Origin of the sequence: Veillonella sp. CHU110 (assembly GCF_003992255.1) — a bacterium.
Lineage (GTDB): Bacteria > Bacillota > Negativicutes > Veillonellales > Veillonellaceae > F0422.
In genome coordinates, this window is sequence record NZ_RQVA01000016.1 from 22,431 (window position 1) to 43,192 (window position 20,762).

The window sequence follows — 20,762 nt, forward strand, 5'->3', positions numbered from 1 at the left end:
TATTAATATAAGAATAATAGAAGACGAAATTGAAAATTTATAGTACAATAATAAAGTAAAGGTTAACAATAAGAAGTTCTATTGTACGATGATGTGCGCCCATGAATAGAAATGAACTAACATGACATCTGACTACGTATGTTTAGGAGGATACCATGGATACATCTTACTATTATAATTTTATCATCTTAGTACAAACGGGGAATATGACGCAAGCAGCAGAGATACTGCACATTACTCAACCAGCTTTAAGTAAGCAACTCAAGTACTTAGAAGCAGAGTTTGGTACCCCCCTCTTAGTGATCAAGCGTGGCCAACGTGGAGCTAGCTTTCACCTGACAGAAGCAGGCCGTATTTTCTATGAGAAAGCACAGCAATTATGTTCCATTGAAGAGTCTACCTATGCTGATGTAAAACGCCTTAGCTCTGAAGTAGAAGGCACGTTGCGCATTGCTTCGTCCGCATCTCGGTCCACTGCATTGATACAACAATATTTACACTTTTTCTCCCGTCAATATCCTATCGTTCGTTATGAGATATACGAAGGATTAATGACAGATGTAACAGAATCTTTATTAAATGGTAGTGCTGAAATTGGTCTTTGTAATGAGCAAATGGTTGATTCCAATAAATTTGATATTTTATATACGGAAGCTGAAGATTTATATGCTCTATTCCGCAAGGATTTATTTTGGACAGATCGAGACTTAGAAAGCATTTCTTGGAAAGACATTTCCAAATGCCCGCTCAGTTTGTCTGGTGGTTCTGTACGCATGCTTATGCAAGCACACCACAATGACTTCTCTTCATTAAATGTCATTTCTGTGACCACTACTAAAAGCTCTGCCATCGAATGGGCTCAATCAGGTAGAACTATTGCTATCATCCCTATGGATGGACAAGAAACTGTATCACATCCCGATATGACTCGCATTAAACTATCAGAGCTGACCAATACATTCTATAAAGCTTTCATCACGATCAAAGGGCAACCTTTATCCATGGTGGCACAACAATTTTTAGAATTCTATAAAGCTCATGCTGGTTCTTAATCTTCAAGAACCTATGCAAACTAACAAAGGCTAGTTGATTTCATTCAACTAGCCTTTTCGTATATAATTATGGACTATAATTCATCTGTTTCTTTTAGTAACCCTCGTTGTTTCTTATTCAAGTACAAGAAATATAAAGGTAAAATAATGACGCATCCACCAAGTCCCCAAATCAATTGTTCTGTTTTTGCTTGTGCCAACATCCAAATCGATGTGATGATCGCAATCACAGGGATAATGATGCCACCAGGTATTTTATAAGGACGTTCTTTGTGAGCCCATTTTTTACGGAAAATAATAACAGAAATACAAGTTGGTAAATATTGTGTGAATCGAGAGACTGCGCTAATCGCCGCCAACTGTACGAAGCTACCACTCCATGCTAATAATAGACTGAGTATTCCAGTAACAATACAAGCCACCACCGGTGTACCCCAGCTTGTACGTTTTGCTAGAACACTCGGCAACATACCATCTTCTGCCAAAGAAGTAGCAATGCGTGGTCCCAAGAAGGATTGCGCAATATTAATGCCGCCCATAGACAACAATGTACCTGCTAATACGAAATACATTCCCCAAGGCCCCATAATTTGACCAAATGCAGTTTGTAATGGTGCTTTGTCATTAGCCAAGGCATCTCCCATGATACCAATACACACTGCTAAAACAAGCATATACAATACAGATACAATAATCATCACCGTAATAATAGCACGAGGAAGATTCTTCTTCGGATTTTCCATATCTTCTGCTGCTACAGCAATGGCTTCAAAACCAGTGTAGGCAAAGAATAACAAAATAGCGGCCGCCGCGAAAGACCCAGATACTCCACCATCTGAAAGTTCTACAAAATCTGGTACAAATGGAGTAAAGTTACTGCCATTGATAGCAAATAAACCAATTACAATAAATGCAAATAAAGGAACAAGCTTAGATACGGTAATCAAATTATTTAATATCTTTGTCATATTGACGCCAATAATATTAATAATCGTTAACAGAACGATAATAATAGTGGCGATGACATCTTTCATAAAATCTCCAGATAATGCTGGAATTGCAGCACCTAAAGCAGTAGCAAATCCCACCGCCATAACAGCCCAAGCGATGAGGACAACAATCCATTTCAAGACGCCTACTTCAAAGCCCCAAAAATCTCCTAACGCATGCTTCGCATATAAGTACGGTCCACCATTACGTGTAAAAAAACCTGCTACTTCTGCAAAGCACAGAGCAATACAAATTGCTAAAAATGCATCAAATAGTAACACACCCAAACTAGCTGGGCCAATCAATGCGTAGGCTTTATTAGGTAGCAAGAAAATACCCGTTCCCACAATGGCATTAATCCCTAATAAGACAATACTCCAAAATCCAAATTTACTTGTTTTTTGTTCCATACTACACCTCTTTCTGAGCCGCCAATACAAAATCTTCAAAAATTACCTTATTTAAATCTGTATGACGCATCATTTCTGGATGGAATTGGTAGGTCCGTAAATATGGATACTCTGTGCCTTCCATCGCTTCAACAACAGAATCTTTCGCACGACCTACTACACGCAATCCTTCGCCTACTTCTTTTACAATTTGATGATGATGGGAGTTCACCATCACTTCTTCACCTAGCAGTGTATACAGTTCAGAATCTTTTTCGATGACCATAGAGTGAGTCGGTAGCTCTGCTCTTTGACTTTGGGAATGTTTAATTGTAGCAAAGGCTGGTAAGTCCTGATATAAAGACCCTTTATGAGCTACATTTATAATCTGATGTCCCCGGCAAATTCCCATAATAGGTATACGTCTTTCCTTTGCAAAGGCTAATAAACGCATATCAAAGATATCACGTTCTGGCCAAATCTCACCCAAGCCACGTTCTGGTTCTTCTCCATAGAATTGAGGTGCAATGTCGTGACCTCCAGAAAGGATGAGCCCATCTAAGCGTTCTACCAATGCTTTCAATGTAGCTTCATCCTCTTGAAAAGGGATAATCACCGGAATCCCACCTGCTTCTAATACAGACTGTACATAGTCATCATTCACATAGGATCGTTTATATCCAGGAAATGGTCCTCCCTGATCGATCATATGAGAACCTGAGATACCAATTAATGGTTGTTTCATACACATCACTCTCCTTACTACTTTTGTATGAGTCTATACCTATGATAAAGGATATGCATAGATAATACAACTGCATTCCGTATTCTATCTATAGTTATCTTGTATATCTTTTTATACAATCAGGTTAGAACATATGAGTCTAAATACACAAAAACAGAGATTAAACTATGATAGTCTAATCTCTGTTTCTTATACATACCTATATAATTATAGCAATGGTTTACGTACTACGTCGATGATGGATCCATCACGATATTCGATGATAGCTACTACATCTTTAGGGTCTTGAGATACTGTAATACCTTCTGGTTTACCAACCATGTCGTACGCCATTTGTTGTAACTCTTCAATTGTGTAAATTGGCAAGTTGGAATCTTTGAAACGTTCAATTAAATCTTGGCGATTTGGATTGATCGCGATACCACGTTCTGTGACTAATACGTCGATACTTTCACCTGGTGTGATAACAGTTTCCACACGTTCACGAATCATTGGCAAACGACCACGAATCAATGGGCATGTGATAACTGTTACTTTTGCACCTGCTGCTGTATCGGAATGACCTCCAGAAGCACCCATCAAGATACCATTGGAGTCAGTCATGCAGTTTACGTTGAAATCTGTATCGATTTCTGTAGCGCCCAAGAATACTACGTCTAAGTAGTTTGTCATGCAGTCTGTAGTTGGGTCTGCGTACATGGATGCGCTCATTTCAATATGATTTGGATTGTTATCCAAGGATGCCGCTGCTGTTGTATCGAATGTTTGCGTATCATAAATTGCTTTGATATGACCTTTTTCAAGCATGCTTACTAGTACGCCTGTGGCGCCACCAACACCGAATCCACCAACAACGCCTTTTTTCTCTAATTTTTCACCGATGAATTTCGCCACTGCTAATGGAGCTCCGCCAGCGCCCAATTGGAAAGAGAAACCTTCTTGGATAATGCCAGCTTGATCAAGGAATTCTGCTGCCATTTCAGCAATTTTGATTTGTACAGGGTTTTTCGTAATCCCTACAGCACCAGATGCGATACCTTCTGGATCACCGATAGCCTCTACTTCTACGATGTAGTCTACATCTGTTTGAGGGATGGAGATTGGGTATACATTGTCAATTAAGTTATCTGTTAACAATACAGTTTGATCTGCATAGTGGGAGTCAACCATAGCATAGCCCAACGCACCACAAGCAGATTTGCCTTTACGACCTGTAGCATTACCACGACGGTCACAAGCAGGTACGCCCATGAAAGCTACGTCAATATGAGCTTCTCCAGTGCAAACTGCGCGAGCACGTCCACCATGGGAACGAATTACTACTGGGCGTTTTAATACGCCTGGGTTCAAGCTTAAGAATTTACCCAATGCATCACGAAGACCAGATGTTTCGATGGCTGTTACTGTACCATCTTTAATCATATCAATTAAGAACTCATGACAAGGAGCTAAGGAAGAGTTAAGGATTGTAATATCTTTGATTCCTTTGGCTTGTACACGGTCCATAACTAATTTCATTACATAGTCACCATTACGTAAATGATGGTGGAAGGAAATAGACATACCATCTTTCAAACCTACTTTTTCGATGGCTTCATCAATGGAGCCTAGCAATTTATCTTCACCTGGAGTGTGAAGTTTTACTGGTTTACCTGCACGTGTACCAGTTTCTGTCATTGCAAATTGTCCTTCATAGAGACGACGACCTTGAAGGCATTCTAATTCCATAGGAATGTCACGACCAATTTTATTTAACATCGATTTCTGCTCCTTCCTCAAGCTCTACTTTGATACCTGCTGCACGGGCTTTATCTACCACGCGTTGTGCACGTACTACGATAGGACCGTCAATCATTTTACCATCTACAGCGATAACGCCTTTATTGTTGCGAAGTGCTTCTGCATAGGAGTTCAACACTTTTACAGAATGAGCAATTTCTTTTTCATCTGGCGTGAACACTTCATGGATAATTTTGATTTGGCTTGGGTGAATGCAAGATTTTCCATCATAACCTAATGCTTTGATGAATTCTACTTCTTCACGGAAGCCTTGTGGATCTTTCACATCGGAAAATACTGTGTCAAGCACACGAATACCTGCTTCACGAGCTGCATGAAGGATCGTTTGACGAGCAAATAACAATTCATGAGCTGGTTTATGTTTACCTGTACGAAGGTCAGCACGGTAATCTTCTGCACCAAGTGCGATTGCTACTACACGAGGACCTTGTGCGATTTCACGTACATTGTATAGACCTTTTACAGATTCGATAGCTACGATAATGTTGATAGTACCTTCTTCCCAACCATTCGCTTTTTCTACTTCTTCAATTTTCTTAGCAACGATTTCTACTTCAGATACATCTTCTGTTTTTGGAAGACGAATCAAGTTAGGTTTTGCTGGTACGATGACATCAAGGTCAGCATAACCATATGGAGTTTGTGTTGGATGGTTGATACGAACCACGGTTTCACCTTTGAATTTTAAAGTTTTCAAAGCTTCTGCTGTTAGTAAACGAGCAGTATCTTTTTCTGTAACTGCTACGGAGTCTTCAATATCAAACATGATGGAGTCTGCACCGTGGATATCAGCACTGTTGATCATTTTAGGTGTGTTACCAGGTACGAACATCATGGAACGAGATAAACGTTTTTTTGCTAATTCAGTTAATCGACTCATTATGCTTCGCTCCCTCTTTCTAATGCACCCAATACACGGGCTTTAATCGTATAATCCCAAGCGGCTTTGTCGATAGCCGTTACTTTCACGCCATCAAACCCTGCTTCTTTTACAGTGGTTTCGATGAAAGCACGAATATGCTTACCATAAGCACGCTCAACTTTTGATTTTAATTCTACTTCGATACCAGATGCAATTGGTTCAACCGTTACCAATACATCATTTTTTTCATCAAAGCCAGCCATAGCTGCTTTCACTAGATGTTTCATAGTCAATCCTTTCTCTCATAGGGAATATAGTATGAAAAGTCAGAGACCAGTGATATAGAATCACTGGATTCTGACTTCATTAACCAAAGATACTGTCTATCTACCTGATAGAGCCTAGCTTATTAGATAAAGCCTACGATGGACCACCAAATTGGGCCAAAACCAAGTGTTACCACTAGACCTAATACGGCAATCACAGCACCAGTTACCCACCATTGGCGTACTTCATTGTAACCTTCACCGAAGATGATTGGACCAGGCCCACCACCGAAGTGAGTGACAGCGCCACCAAAGGCATTTGTCATGAAGATCACAAGACCTAATGTCCAAGGATCAATACCCGCTACTTTGCCTACTGTAAAGAATACTGGTACCATCGCTGCAATGTAGGCACTGCCAGATGCGAATAAGTAACGAACCGCTACGGACAATACGGCAATCACCACAAGAGCCAACATTTCATGGTGTCCAAAGTTCATTTGTGCTTCTAACACTTTTGCTAACCAGGTAAAGAAATCTGCTTTTGTTAAAGCGCCGGATAAACCAAGGATACCACCGAACCAGATCAATGTGTTCCAGCCACCTTTATTTTGAAGAGCGTCTTCCCATTTGATGGCGCCGAACATATAGCAAGATACCATCGCTACTAGTGCTACTGCTGTCGCATCTAATTTAAATTTAATACCTACCATTCCTAGGATAGATGGCAATGCCCAACCAAGTAAGGATAAGAAGAAAATAGCAATTAATACTTTTTCACCTGTAGATACAGGACCTAATTCTGCTAACCCTTCACGAGCAATTTTCTTATTGTCGATTTCTTTCAATTCAGGTTTGTTCAATGCATAAGTAACAAATGGTGTGATTAACAATAAGATTAAACCAGGTACGAATAAAGCCACTGCCCAATTTACCCAGTCAATGGAAAGGCCTAGGATTTTTTTGAAATAATCCGCTGCCAATGCATTAGGTGCCATCGCTGTTAAGAATAAAAGGGATGTTACTTTTGTTACCATATATGTATTAGTCATTAAGTAACGACCCACTTTGTTCGCTGTTTCACCAGGTTCAGAACCTAAGGATTTCGCTACGGAGTTCATGATTGGGAATACGATACCACCACAACGAGCTGTATTAGATGGTGTAGCTGGGGAAATAATTCCGTCCAACAACGCTGTTACATAGCCAAGACGAAGTGTAGTATGACCAAATGCATCGATCATATGGTACGCGATACGACGACCCAAACCTGTTTTTACGAAGGCTACAGAAATGGAGAATGCTGCAAAGATCAACCAAGTTGTAGTGGATGCATATCCGGACAATACTTCTTTCGGATTATTTAAGAATAATGCAGATGCACCAATGGCAGATAATACTGCTACTGGAGCTGGGAATGGTTTTAACACCAAACCTACGATAGCGGCTAAATAAAAGCCAAATAATTTCCAAGCGCCGTCAGCTAAGCCTTCTGGAGCTGGAGTGAACCAGATTACCAGTGGTATAGCCCACGTAATCAAGGCATTGATGATTTTTTTGTTCATCTTGTGTCTCCTTACTACATAAGATATAAAAAACATTGCCTACGTCGATTGCACTCTTACTTTCTATAAACGTGAAACTAACTATATAATTAAATACTATATAAGGGCGGTTCACCACTTACTAGAATACTAGAATGTGCAAATATCTAGGTCTTTCTACGCTCCCATTATATCCAATCATTTTAAAAGGGAAAAATAAAAATCCCTTATGGAGCTTATAAAAAATTTATAGTTACGAAAAATCCATTGTTCATGCATTTTAGGAATATATAGTTAACGCCTATATACTGCGATTTATCACTAACCCATGTATATTTTCCACTATTTTTTTGATAGATATACTGAATCATTGCTACTTTTATATAGAACTAAACTATATCCTCTGATCTATATATTCGACTTCATTTATCAGCTTTCATATACATATCATGCAAAAAAGGATAGCTTCCATACTTAGAAACTATCCTTTGCAATATATTTTTATAAGAGAATCATAACCTCTGTTAGGCTATATCCGCTAATATACAATAAAATAACATTCTCTACACAGTATATCCAGGTAATGTAACAATTTGATGATTTGCGTAATAGTCTGTTACATAATCAATGAAAGTTTTTACAGCAATTAATTTAGTGCTCACTGCATCATGGAACAAGTAGGTAGATCGGACTAGAGGGCGGTTATCTTTCATGTGCAGTGGTTCTACATAGATGCCATGCTCACGACAACTACCTAAGCCCATATACGGCAATATAGCCCAGCCTAAGCCTTCACGAACAAAATGACGACATGTTACCATAGAATCTAATTCCATTGCTGGCCGCACATCTCCTACACTATGTTCTTTTTTCCAGTTTTCCACTACTGTGGCAATTGATCCATCTGTGCGATAGTTAATCATGGGAATCTCACGTAGTTCTTCATATTCTACAGGATGCTTATAGGCTAAGCAATAGGGCTCATCAAATAAACGAATTCCATTTTCTACATGATTATATTCACCACGAGCAAAGGCGATCATCACTTCCCCTGAGTTAAACATTTTATTCACATGTGAGCTATAGCCCGTTTTCACTTCAATACGAATATTAGGGTATTGTTTTGTAAAATTGTTCAATAAATGTGGAAGTTCATAATCTGCAAAATTAATGGACGCTGCTATTTTTAGGGTTCCTTGAATTTTCCCTGTTACTTTGCCAATATTTTGACGCAACTCTTCTCTAGAGCGAATCATACGGCGACAATAGTCATAATATAATTCACCTTCCGCTGTTAACGCAATACCATCATTGGTACGGATTAACAGAGGGCGTCCTAGAATGTCTTCTACTTGTTTTAGCCGATAGCTCAATGCTGGCTGTGAAAGAAATAACTTCTCTGCCGCTTTTGTAATATTTCCTTCTTCTACTACAGTCACAAAGGTTTGCCATTCTTTAGCTTCCATACCACCCCTCCTTACCATCTATATATGAATTTAGCATCTAGAATTACATACAAAGGGGGAGCTTCACTGCTCCCCCTACACTTAGTATTATATCATATCTTAGCGACGGCCGAAAATGCGCAACAAGTTAATAAATATATTAATGAAGTCTAGGTATAACCCTAATGCCCCAATTAACTCAACTCGCTCTAAAACACTTTCATCTTCGTAAGCAACTTCCATAATTGTCCGTTTGATACTATAAATATCATACATAACAAACAAGGAAAAAATGCCTACAGAAATATAGCTATACACTAAACTAGCAAAGCTACTCACTTCAAAGAACATCATAATGAGGCTTGCTATGACAAGTGCTATGACAGCGCCAAATAAGAATGTGCCCAGTCCAGACAAATCTTTTTTAACCACAATCCCCAAAAAGGCAAAACTAGCAAACACTGCGATGGCGCCTGTAAATGCATAGAGTACTGCATTCGCTGAATAATGCAATGCCACTACGGTTAATGTCAAACCATTCAGGATAGAGTACAGGAAAAACATCACTTTCAAAAACGTATTCGATGCTGTATATTGTCGCGCTGAAAACAAAAATACAACGCCCAATTCTACTAGCATTAACAGTTTGAAATGAGACCCTGCAAAATGAAACCATCCTTGGTTTGTAATAGCCATTACAGCAATCACAATAGTTGTTAATAATCCCCATACCATCCAAAGCATGGAATTTCTTAATTTACGACTTACAATTTGTTCCACTACTGCTACATCAGCACTTGTTGGTACATGATAATCCATCATATCCTCCTATCTTGCGTTTGCAATTCCTTCATATACATTACCACGAATACCATCCACAGTTACCACTTGACCATTCACTAGTTGCGATTGATCATGGGCTCCCAAAATCACAGGAATACCAAACTGAATACCTGCAATAGCTGCTGTCGATGTATATCCTTCTTCTGCAGTAATAATAGCACCTGCTCGTTTTGCTAGTTCCATATATTCTGGTTCTAGGTCACGAACGACTAAGATACTGCCATCTGCCATAGGGTCTGTAGAATCACCGTGATGAATTGGCCCCGTTACAGACAGTTTACCAACTCCACGACCTTTAATCAATACATTACCAGTTACATGAACACGAATCATATTGGTTGTACCAGACAAACCGGACGGTACGCCAGCTGTCACTACTACCAAGTCACCAGATTGAATTAATCCTTCTCCTAAGGCCGCACTCATAGCGCAGTGTACCATTTCATCAGAGTTGGAATGGGATGGGCCTTGGATAGCTTTCACGCCCCAATACAACTGCATGCGGCGCAAGGCACTTTCATGTGGTGTGACTGCAATAATTTGGCAGTTCGGACGATGACGGGAAATGCTCATGGCTGTAACGCCAGATTCAGTACATGTAATGATGGCACCAGCCCCTAAAGAACGACCTACTTCTACTGTAGCGGAACAGATAGCATCTGTCGTTTTCGCTTCTTCCAACGGTACTGTATGATTACTATTCACATACAAATCAGATGTTTCCGTTACCTTCGCAATCCGAGCCATAGTGGTCACCGCTTCCAATGGATAGTCCCCACCTGCAGTTTCCCCAGATAACATGACTGCATCTGTACCATCTAAAATAGCATTGGCTACGTCACTAGCTTCTGCTCTGGTAGGTCTAGGGTTACTTACCATGGACTCTAACATTTGTGTCGCTGTAATAACAGGCTTGGAGGCAGCATTACATTTTTGAATCATCATTTTTTGCAACACTGGCACTTCTTCGGCTGGAATTTCTACGCCTAAATCACCACGGGCTACCATCAATCCATCGGACACTTCTAAAATTTCATCTAAATTGTTAAGACCTTCTTCATTTTCAATTTTAGAGATGATGCGAATATCTGCCCCTTTGGATTCCAAAATACGACGAATTGCTACTACATCGCTGGCCCGTTGCATGAAAGAAGCTGCCACATAGTCCACGCCCATTTCACAACCAAATACCAAGTCTTTTTCGTCTTGTTCCGACACTGGTGGCAAAGATAAGGATACTCCTGGTACAGCCACTCGTTTACGATTACTCATCATACCTGTATTCATAACAGTTGTATGAATCTCAGTACCATCAATAGAATCAATGCGCAATGTCACAAGGCCATCGGATAATAGAATTTGCTTAGCATCTTTTACATCTTCTGGTAACTCAGCGTGATTCACAGAGCAAATCTCTTTTGTTCCTTCCACATCTCTTGTGGTCAAAGTGAAAGCTTGTCCTTCTTCTAAACATACTTTACCATCTTTAAACAATCCAAGACGAATTTCTGGCCCCTTTGTATCTAACATTAAAGCTACAGGAATCCCCGTTCTAGTAGAGGCTAAGCGAACGAGCTCTATACGCTTTGCTTGTTCCTCATGAGTACCATGAGAAAAATTGAACCGTGCTACATTCATGCCTGCTCGCAACAGGGATTCTACCATTTCCAAGGTATCTGTACTAGGTCCCATGGTACAAACAATTTTAGTTTTTTTATCCATCTTTGTCTCCTTATAGTAACTCCACTGCATTCGCCCCTAATAAGGCTTGCACACGTCCAATGGACTCTTTCGATGGAGTAAAATAAAAACTACGATTCACCGCTAGCGTTCTCTTTTGTGTTTCTAAGAATAGAGAAACGGGGGTGTCTCCTGGTAATTCTTGTAATAACCTTTGCAACTGTTGACTTACTTGTGGTGTATCATGTGCTCGATCTATATGAACACGAATCTGTCGAACTTTCCCATATTCAACTTTTAATGGTTGTACCGATGTAGCTATGAGCTGCACACCCTTTTCATCCGCATCAATACGTCCCTCGATAGCTACCACAGCATCTCGTTGCAATAACATATGTGCTTTCTGATACGCCTGTGGGAATACCACAACTTGTACGGTACCCGTAAAATCTTCTACCGTTAAGGTACACATTTTTTCTTGTCGATTTTTCGTAATTCGATCTACTTTATCTGTAATTAATCCACCGACAGTCAACACTTTCCTATCAAATGATTCTGGATTTTCCCTCAAGCGCCCTACCTGAAACAAGTCCGTCAATTCTTGACGATAGGCATCCAATGGGTGGCCTGTAATATAGAATCCAGTGTATTCTTTTTCATCTTTTAGTTTTAAATCTTTTGGCAAGTCTGGCAAATCTGGGACATGGATTGTCTCCATTTCTTCCACATCTGCAAATAAACTAACGGCACCAATAGCACTACTTTTTTGGCCTTTCGAACCAATACCTTGCGCTTGCTCATAAATTTGTAACAATTGATTGCGGTTTTCTTTGAAAGAATCCATCGCTCCACATCGAATTAAACTTTCCAATAGTCGCTTATTGACCACACGATATGGGATGCGTTCGCAGAAATCAACAATGGAAGTAAATTGCCCATTTGCCTTTCGCTCTGCTAGCAACTCTTCGATAGCATTATCGCCCACATTTTTAATACCACCTAAGCCAAAGCGAATTTGACCCTCTTGTACAGTAAACATACGCTCTGAGTGATTGATATCTGGGCCTAATACTGCCACTTGTTTCGCCTTACAAATATTGATGTAATTCGTCATTTTATCCATGTTACCCATAAAGCTTGTCATAGTAGCAGCCATGAATTCTGGGAAATAATGGGCTTTCAAATACGCTGTTTGATACGCAATATACGCATAGGCGGCAGAGTGGGATTTATTGAATCCATAGCCTGCAAAGTATAGCAAGAGATCAAATACTTCATTGGCTAGCTTCTCATCAATACCATTATTCACAGAACCAGTCACAAAGGAATCTCGTTGTGCTTTTAGTACCGATTCCTTTTTCTTTCCCATAGCACGGCGCATTAAATCCGCTTGGCCTAACGAGAATCCACCCATAGCGGAGGCAATCTGCATAACTTGTTCTTGGTATAAAATAACTCCAAATGTGTCCTCTAAAATAGGCTCTAATATAGGGTGTAAATAGGTCACTTCTTTTTCTTTGTGACGACGCTTGATGAAATCTTCTACCATACCAGATCCCAACGGTCCCGGACGATAAAGGGCCACTAAAGGAATTAAATCTTCAAAATGTTCTGGTTTTAAGTCCATCACCAGTTTAGTAATCCCTTCGGACTCTAATTGGAAGACACCTGCGGTTTCCCCTTTACATAAGATTTCACAAGACGCCTTGTCATCTAATGGAATGGCATCCAAGTCTAACTCGACACCATGATTTTCCTTAATGAGGCGTAATGCCTCGCCCATCACCGTCAACGTACGAAGCCCCAAAAAGTCCATCTTCAATAGGCCTAGTTCTTCGATATTATCTTTATCATATTGCGTGACAAAACCATCTTCATTAGAGTTTTGTACCGGCACATACTCATCTAGAGGCGCCGCTGAAATTACGACCCCTGCTGCATGGGTAGAAGAGTTACGAGCAATTCCTTCTAAGCGCAAGCAAAGATCAAATAATTCTTTTACGGATTCGTCTGTATCATACAAGTCTTTGAGTTCTTTTACTTCTAAAGCTTTTTTTAACGTAATACCCAATTCATTAGGAATCATTTTTGCTAGTCGATTCACCTCTGGCAAAGGCATATCTAGCACTCGACCTACGTCACGGATGACGGCACGAGCCGCCTCGGTACCAAAGGTAATAATTTGTGCCACTCGCTCTTGTCCATATTTTTCTGTCACATAGTCGATGACCTTATTGCGAGTTTCATAGCAAAAGTCGATATCGATATCAGGCATGCTCACCCGCTCTGGATTCAAGAACCGTTCAAAGAGCAAATCATATTTAATAGGATCTAGACCTGTAATTCCCAGTAAATAGGCTACTACAGAACCTGCTGCACTACCACGACCTGGGCCTACTAGTACCCCATGTTCACGCGCATATTTGACATAGTCCCAAACGATGAGGAAGTAATCTTCAAAGCCCATGCGACTAATAACACCTAACTCATAATCGAGTCGCTCTTGTAATACCGGTGTTACCTCTGGGTAGAATTGAGGAATATAGGACTCGCAGACTTTGCGCAAATAAGAATGTGCTGTTTCCCCTTCTGGTACATCAAATTTTGGCAAATGGTGGGCATCAAAATTGAACTCTACATGACAACGTTCCGCAATTTTCAGCGTATTATCCAAGGCTTCTGGAATATGTCCAAAGAGTTCTTCCATTTCATCGCCGCTTTTCATGTAAAACTCATTACTGAAAAACTTCATACGATCTATATCATTCCGCCTTGCACCCGTAGCAATACATACCTTGATATCATGAGCTTCTGCATCATCGGCATAGACATAGTGAAAGTCATTGGAACACACAAGTCCTACACCATACTGCTCCGCCATCTCTACTAATACATCTTGCACACGCAATTCCTTTGGGTCTCCATGGTTCTGAATTTCTAGGAAAAAGTTATCCTTTCCATAGGTCTCCAAATACCATTCCAAAGCACGATGAGCTCCCTCAATGTTGTCCTGCAAAATCAGTTGCGGAATTTCCCCTGCAATACAAGCACTCAAAGCAATGATTCCTTTATTGTAAGTAGACAGCAACTCTCGGTCTGCACGAGGCTTGCGGTAGAACCCTTCTGTGGAGGATTTCGACACAATTTTTACAATGTTCTCGTATCCTTCCATGGTTTCTGCTAAGAGAATTAAATGCTTTAATCGTTCATAGCTCTTGCCTTCAGGTCGGTCAAAACGACTGCCTTCGGTGACATACACTTCGCATCCTAAGATGGGTTTGATGCCTTGTGCCATTGCCTCTTTATAAAAATATATGGCCCCATACATATTACCGTGGTCCGTTAATGCTAGAGCAGGCATATTGAGTTCTTTCGCACGACTCACCATTTGTGGCAATCGGCTAATGCCATCAATGAGGCTATATTCACTATGACTATGCAGATGTACAAATGGTCTCATGGGCCCTCCTCAATAACGTAACACAGTATGCTTTCATTCCCTTTATTATACCATACATTGCATATTTCAGTGTACCGTGAAAGCATTTGACACCTATCAATTACTGCATGCTTTCAAACTTAAAAACGTCTATGTAATTCGCACAGCAAATTACATAGACGTTGTTTTATTTGATACATGTATTGCTTGGTACATCGATGCTAGGTAAATTTATGTATAATATGTCTTCATCTCCTCTTTCACTTGTTTCCAGTTCGGCAACACATCGCTCATGACCTTGTAAAATCGTGACGAATGGTTCGCCTCGATGAAGTGTGCAAATTCATGAACCATCACATAGTGAGCAAACTTGGTAGGTCCTAAGAGCAATCGTGTATTCATAGTAATCGTTTCTTTGAAAGGCATACAAGAGCCCCAACGGCTTGTCATATATCGCAAGCGCACAGTCGGTCTCGGCACTGTATACCCTGCTTGTCGAAATTCATCATGAACTTGTTTTGCTAACTTTTCCATGAAGTCCTGCCCTAGGATTTTCCAAAAGGTAAGCCACATGCGTTCTACTTTGCTAGCATCTATGGTCTCGGGGTCACTTGGATATCGTACGAGCAATGTATCGTTTGCTACTGTTACTGCATAGGTAGATGATTTTCCTCGTAATAGTTTACCGCTGGATGCATTGCGTGATAACAGATTCCTCTGTGATGGTTTACCTTGTAACAAATTGCCACACACTAAATTACCCTGCGAAGAAGTTTCCAAATAAGCAGATACTGTATGAGGCTTTTCTAATATGACTCGATACATCTGACCCATCACCATCATCTCTGTATCTAAGGCAGGTATCATGGGATGCCCTCCTCTGTTCTTTCGGTTTTGTAGTGCCTTTTCTATAAAAGCTCGATGACGACAGATGAAGGCTTCTATCATCCCTAATGGCACACGAGGAGAGACAGACACTCGCACTACACCACTAGTAGTGACACGAAGATTCATGTTCTTCACGTGTTTTCTATGCAGTTCATATGTGATGCTACCATCTGGCAGTGTGCGAAGTTCCTTCATCCTGTCTCCTATATCATTAATACTATGTTAGTCATATACCTATTATAGGCTTTCACCACTATAAAATACAACAAAATATCGTTGCATAACTAAAAAGCACAGGGCGGCAACCCTGTGCTTTTTTTGGTGTTATCAATGCTAGATAATCCTTGTTGTTTTAGCTACTGTTAGTATATCACAATTACCCTACAAATTCCAGCCTTGTTTCATTTTTCTTCTATCTGCTGCCTCTCAGATACATGACCTTTATATTCATCCTTATACTTTCCATGCGCAGTTTCTCTATTTTGAGAGATAGAAGCTAAGTCTTTCAATGGAATTACTCCATGTAGCATATGTAATTATTTTGCTGCTTTTGCTGCTTTCGCACGAGCGGAACGATCCAAGATCGCTTTACGCATACGGATGTTTTCTGGTGTTACTTCTACCAATTCGTCATCGTTGATCCACTCTAGAGCTTGTTCCAAGCTGAAGATACGTGGAGGTGTTAAACGAACTGCCTCATCAGAGGAGCTAGAACGCATGTTAGTAACATGTTTCTTTTTATTCGGGTTTACGTCCATGTCGTTTTCACGAGCATTTTCGCCGATAACTTGGCCTGTGTATACTGGCACGTTAGCACCTAAGAATAAAGTACCACGGTCTTGTACAGAGTTCAAGCCATATGGTGTCGTTTCACCGTCTTCGAAAGCTACCAAGGCACCGCGCGTACGGCCTGGGATATCCCCTTTGTATGGTGCATAGCCATGGAATACATGGTTCATGATACCATTACCTTTTGTAGCTGTTAAGAATTGCGCACGGAAACCAATCAAACCACGAGCAGGTACTACGAATTCCATACGTAAGTAACCAGCTAATTCCACCATGTTGATTAACTCCGCTTTACGAACGCCCAAGTTTTCCATAACAGCGCCCATAAATTCTTGTGGCACGTCGATCGTTAAATGCTCCAATGGTTCACATTTTTGACCATTGATCTCTTTGAAAATTACACGAGGTTTACCCACTTGTAATTCGTAACCTTCACGGCGCATCGTTTCAATCAATACTGCCAAATGCAATTCGCCACGGCCAGATACTTTGAAAGAGTCCGGAGAATCTGTTTCTTCTACACGCATGGATACGTTAGTTTCTACTTCTTTGAACAAACGGTCACGTAAATGACGACTTGTTACATAGTCACCTTCACGACCTGCGAATGGAGAGTTATTAACAGAGAACATCATGGACAATGTTGGTTCGTCGATGGAGATGGTTGGTAGTGCTTCTGGATTTTCTGCATCCGCCACTGTTTCACCGATATTGATGTCATCAATACCTACGAAAGCGATGATATCGCCCATGCCCGCTTCATCAGTTTCTACACGATTCAAACCATTATATGTGTACACACGACCAATTTTACCTTTACGAGTGCTTTCACCATTCATCAACACAACTTGTTGATTTGGTTTCATACGGCCACGAACAATACGACCTACTGCAATTTTACCTACGAAATCATCATAGTCAAGGGTAGTTACCATGAACTGCAATGGACCATCGATGTCGCCTTCTGGAGCTGGAATTTCTTTGATCAATACATCGAATAATGCCGTCATATCTGTGGAATCATCTTCCATGGATGCTTTCGCAATGCCATCACGAGCCGATGCGTATACCACTGGGAAGTCCAATTGATCATCGTCTGCTTCCAATTCCATGAACAATTCTAATACTTCGTCTTCTACTTCATGAACACGTTGGTCTGGACGGTCAATTTTGTTGATGACCACGATTGGTTTCAAACCTTGTTCCAAAGCTTTGCGCAATACGTATTTCGTTTGTGGCATTGGACCTTCGAAGGAGTCAACCAATAACAATACGCCGTCAACCATGTTCAATACACGTTCTACTTCACCACCGAAGTCAGCATGGCCCGGTGTGTCCACGATGTTGATTTTTACATCGTTATGCATAACGGCTGTATTTTTGGAAAGGATCGTAATCCCTCTTTCACGTTCTAGGTCGTTAGAGTCCATTACACGTTCAGCAACTTTTTCATTATCACGGAAAATATGACTTTGTTTAAGCAATGCGTCTACCAACGTTGTTTTACCATGGTCAACGTGGGCGATAATCGCCACATTGCGAAGATTTTCACGAATCATTCTATACTCCTTTATCTACTTAAGTAGGGTATTCCTAATATTTGTACAAATCGTACTACGACAGTCTATTATATACTTTATTTTAGGATTTTACAAGGAAATAGCCATACTTTCATGACAACATATCTATAGTAGTCAAACATTTGTGACAATAGATTACTTTACAACATGGCATCCCCAGCCACTATATTCCCCGTCAAACTCTTCTGCCAAATCCATAAGATACCAGACTATTTCATCTATATTTTCAAAAGCATCTTCCCTACCAATGACAAGTACATATGGATATTCCTTATCTATATCCTCATTGTCGGTCAGATTTTCTGATGAAAGTTTTATAAAACCGTCTTCCATTACTTTGGCTAAAAAGGCTTCTCCATTTTTTTCTGTTTTAAAGAGTAGGCAATGTTCAAGCACTCTCGGCACCATACTATCACCATCACTTTTAATATCCTCAATGAGCCTCATATTCATAATACTTTGGTATTCATATCTGTCAGGATACAGTGCCTGAAAATACAGTTCCCAGCCAGGATCATCTACTACTGCCAATGTATAGGCATAGTCAGGGAAGTTTTCTGACATCACCGCAGAAATTTCATCGTAGTACCCCAACCCATTCTTAGTATAGGCAAAAATACGTACCCGCTCATCGCATTTCACAACGCCTGCTAACATGTCTCCATGTTGTTTAACAATCTCTTCTACAGCATCTTCTATAGAATATACATATTCCCCTTCTTCTCTTGTAGGAAAACCGTTGTCATCAGCATTCTTATATAATATTTGTAAATGTAATCTTTTAGGGTAGTTTGCAGTATATTCAAAATCCCTAAGAGCTAAATTGACTCTAATCACAGCCGGCAAGTCATACGCAAATGAATTGCATAAATAAACGCCCCACTCTTCATCAATGTCTCCAACTTCTTGATTGATTACTTTCTCCGTAGCCACATTTGCTCTTTTTTCTATTTCTTCTTTACACTCTTTTACTACTAATAATGCATCCTTATCCTCAGGATCTAACTCCGCCCAACGCAAGGCATAAGGAATCGCTTTTTCTTCCTCATGAGTTAAATATTGATAGGCATATGCCATACGCATATTCCATTCAGCTTTATCTTTCCCCTCATCTCTAACCGAATTCAAAATATCTATCGATTTTAATAAAAATTTATCGCCAATAAAACTAGGTGTTCCTTGATCATCATTGCCGATAATCGCAAAGTTTTGATAAGCACGAGCAAGCTGATACCATACTTGGTAATCCCGTTCTTCCATAGGGATGCTTTCCAATGCTGTCATACATTCTGTATATGAATCTTCATCCGTAAGCTTTTCAATATACGCCAAAAATTCTTCGCGATTTTTTGAATTCCATTTCATGTTAAGTTACCTCCACTTTTTATCGTTTATCAAACATTAAAAATATAACCCCACAAATTGCAAGTAACAGTCCACACAGTCCTATAAAGACTCTATAACCTTTCTCACCCCACACTTCAAAAATAAATGCGTGTCGTGCCTTATCTCCGACTGTAGCTTGATATACCCATTTCCAATCTCGTATAGCACCAATTAAAAATAGTAGTCCACCTGCTATCAAGACATACTGGTAATGTGCCTTTAACCATTCAAATACTCCATCCATATCGTTTATCCACTTCCTCTATCAAGCATTTCTCTCATTATTTCTCTTTTTCACACGCTAAAGATTCTTCACTCAAGCACCATTCTCTCAACTTTTTAGAAGATTACTTTTTCTTTTTTACCGCCGATTGTAAAAGCTCTCGTATTCTCCTTCAAATACAAACTTTTCTGGGTGAGATTTGATGTAGTTTAGTTCGTTTTCTTCACCTTCATAATCGTAAATGAAATCATCGGCTTCATCTAATATCTTAAAAAATTCTTCTCCGTATTTTTCTTCCAACATTTCTAGCATATAGTATCTTTCTTCTCTACCAAAAGATATTGTCCCACCACAATAGTCTACAACTTTTTGAAAATTACCTGCATATTCGTCCATTCCAAAATGTTTGAAACCTTTTATTGCATCTTCCCAAACTATCCCTGTAGGATTATATAAAAACTGATGATGACCTCCATTATTTACTTCTACAAAATACCAAGTAATAGCTAATAAATATCTTTGCTCTAAAGTGAAAGTCTGCGCTGATTGAATATACTCATCATATCCTTCATAAATATTAATTGTTTCCCACATTGGATCAACAACATCATAATAAGAGCTTTCATCTAAACTTTTAATATTTTCTATGGTAATCTTTGCGTATGTTAATTTCTTTTCTGTTTCACCCATTTCAATTGTCTCCTCTATATTTTCATTTTCTTAATTGATGTATTCAAAATATTTTTCTGTTAAAATAGGAGGTTTCATATTTTACTTCTCGTAATTAATAAACTTATGCAAGTTCTAACTCACAGATAACTCTTTTGGTATCCAGTTCGTC

At 39.8% G+C, this 20,762-nt stretch carries 16 protein-coding genes; 1 reads left to right on the top strand and 15 read right to left on the bottom strand.

Annotated features, from left to right (window positions below; all coding sequences use genetic code 11):
* Positions 1 to 155: 155 nt before the first annotated feature.
* A complete protein-coding gene (locus EO122_RS06995) occupies positions 156 to 1,052 on the top strand; it encodes a LysR family transcriptional regulator (protein WP_126938261.1) in 897 nt (298 codons plus the stop codon).
* A 74-nt stretch (positions 1,053 to 1,126) separates the two neighbouring features.
* On the opposite strand, the gene EO122_RS07000 is transcribed toward EO122_RS06995, so the two are convergent.
* The 15 genes from EO122_RS07000 to EO122_RS07070 form a co-directional block, all read right to left on the bottom strand.
* Entirely contained in the window at positions 1,127 to 2,452 is a 1,326-nt protein-coding gene (locus tag EO122_RS07000) for an APC family permease (protein WP_127009954.1), read from the bottom strand.
* Between the two features lies 1 nt (position 2,453).
* Positions 2,454 to 3,176: a gamma-glutamyl-gamma-aminobutyrate hydrolase family protein gene (locus tag EO122_RS07005; protein ID WP_127009955.1), complete on the bottom strand. Its 723-nt coding sequence runs from the start codon at positions 3,174 to 3,176 to the stop codon at positions 2,454 to 2,456.
* A gap of 207 nt (positions 3,177 to 3,383) precedes the next feature.
* Entirely contained in the window at positions 3,384 to 4,934 is a 1,551-nt protein-coding gene (citF, locus tag EO122_RS07010; protein ID WP_127009956.1) for a citrate lyase subunit alpha, read from the bottom strand.
* A complete protein-coding gene (locus EO122_RS07015; RefSeq protein ID WP_127009957.1) occupies positions 4,924 to 5,856 on the bottom strand; it encodes an aldolase/citrate lyase family protein in 933 nt (310 codons plus the stop codon). Before EO122_RS07015 ends, citF begins: the two co-directional genes overlap by 11 nt.
* The gene (locus EO122_RS07020) at positions 5,856 to 6,125 is read right to left on the bottom strand and encodes a citrate lyase ACP (protein WP_127009958.1); all 270 of its coding nucleotides are present in this window, start codon (positions 6,123 to 6,125) and stop codon (positions 5,856 to 5,858) included. Before EO122_RS07020 ends, EO122_RS07015 begins: the two co-directional genes overlap by 1 nt.
* Positions 6,126 to 6,247: 122 nt before the next feature.
* Complete coding sequence (locus tag EO122_RS07025) at positions 6,248 to 7,669, bottom strand: DASS family sodium-coupled anion symporter (RefSeq protein ID WP_127009959.1); 1,422 nt, start codon at positions 7,667 to 7,669, stop codon at positions 6,248 to 6,250.
* A 542-nt stretch (positions 7,670 to 8,211) separates the two neighbouring features.
* Positions 8,212 to 9,114 (bottom strand): LysR family transcriptional regulator, encoded by a 903-nt coding sequence (locus EO122_RS07030; protein WP_127009960.1) that lies wholly within the window; start codon positions 9,112 to 9,114, stop codon positions 8,212 to 8,214.
* Positions 9,115 to 9,213: 99 nt separating this feature from the next.
* The gene (locus tag EO122_RS07035; RefSeq protein WP_127009961.1) at positions 9,214 to 9,915 is read right to left on the bottom strand and encodes a Bax inhibitor-1/YccA family protein; all 702 of its coding nucleotides are present in this window, start codon (positions 9,913 to 9,915) and stop codon (positions 9,214 to 9,216) included.
* 6 nt (positions 9,916 to 9,921) lie between these two features.
* A complete protein-coding gene (gene pyk / locus EO122_RS07040; RefSeq protein ID WP_127009962.1) occupies positions 9,922 to 11,658 on the bottom strand; it encodes a pyruvate kinase in 1,737 nt (578 codons plus the stop codon).
* A 10-nt stretch (positions 11,659 to 11,668) separates the two neighbouring features.
* Positions 11,669 to 15,076 carry a DNA polymerase III subunit alpha gene (locus EO122_RS07045; protein ID WP_127009963.1) on the bottom strand — a complete coding sequence of 1,136 codons (3,408 nt, stop codon included), beginning with the start codon at positions 15,074 to 15,076 and terminating at the stop codon, positions 11,669 to 11,671.
* A gap of 210 nt (positions 15,077 to 15,286) precedes the next feature.
* Positions 15,287 to 16,138 carry a M48 family metallopeptidase gene (locus EO122_RS07050; RefSeq protein WP_127009964.1) on the bottom strand — a complete coding sequence of 284 codons (852 nt, stop codon included), beginning with the start codon at positions 16,136 to 16,138 and terminating at the stop codon, positions 15,287 to 15,289.
* Between the two features lie 341 nt (positions 16,139 to 16,479).
* Positions 16,480 to 18,291: a translational GTPase TypA gene (typA, locus tag EO122_RS07055; protein ID WP_127009965.1), complete on the bottom strand. Its 1,812-nt coding sequence runs from the start codon at positions 18,289 to 18,291 to the stop codon at positions 16,480 to 16,482.
* A gap of 156 nt (positions 18,292 to 18,447) precedes the next feature.
* Positions 18,448 to 19,677: a DUF695 domain-containing protein gene (locus EO122_RS07060; protein WP_127009966.1), complete on the bottom strand. Its 1,230-nt coding sequence runs from the start codon at positions 19,675 to 19,677 to the stop codon at positions 18,448 to 18,450.
* A gap of 19 nt (positions 19,678 to 19,696) precedes the next feature.
* Positions 19,697 to 19,942 carry an immunity 17 family protein gene (locus EO122_RS07065; protein WP_127009967.1) on the bottom strand — a complete coding sequence of 82 codons (246 nt, stop codon included), beginning with the start codon at positions 19,940 to 19,942 and terminating at the stop codon, positions 19,697 to 19,699.
* Positions 19,943 to 20,059: 117 nt separating this feature from the next.
* Positions 20,060 to 20,611: a DMP19 family protein gene (locus EO122_RS07070; protein WP_127009968.1), complete on the bottom strand. Its 552-nt coding sequence runs from the start codon at positions 20,609 to 20,611 to the stop codon at positions 20,060 to 20,062.
* Positions 20,612 to 20,762 lie beyond the last annotated feature (151 nt).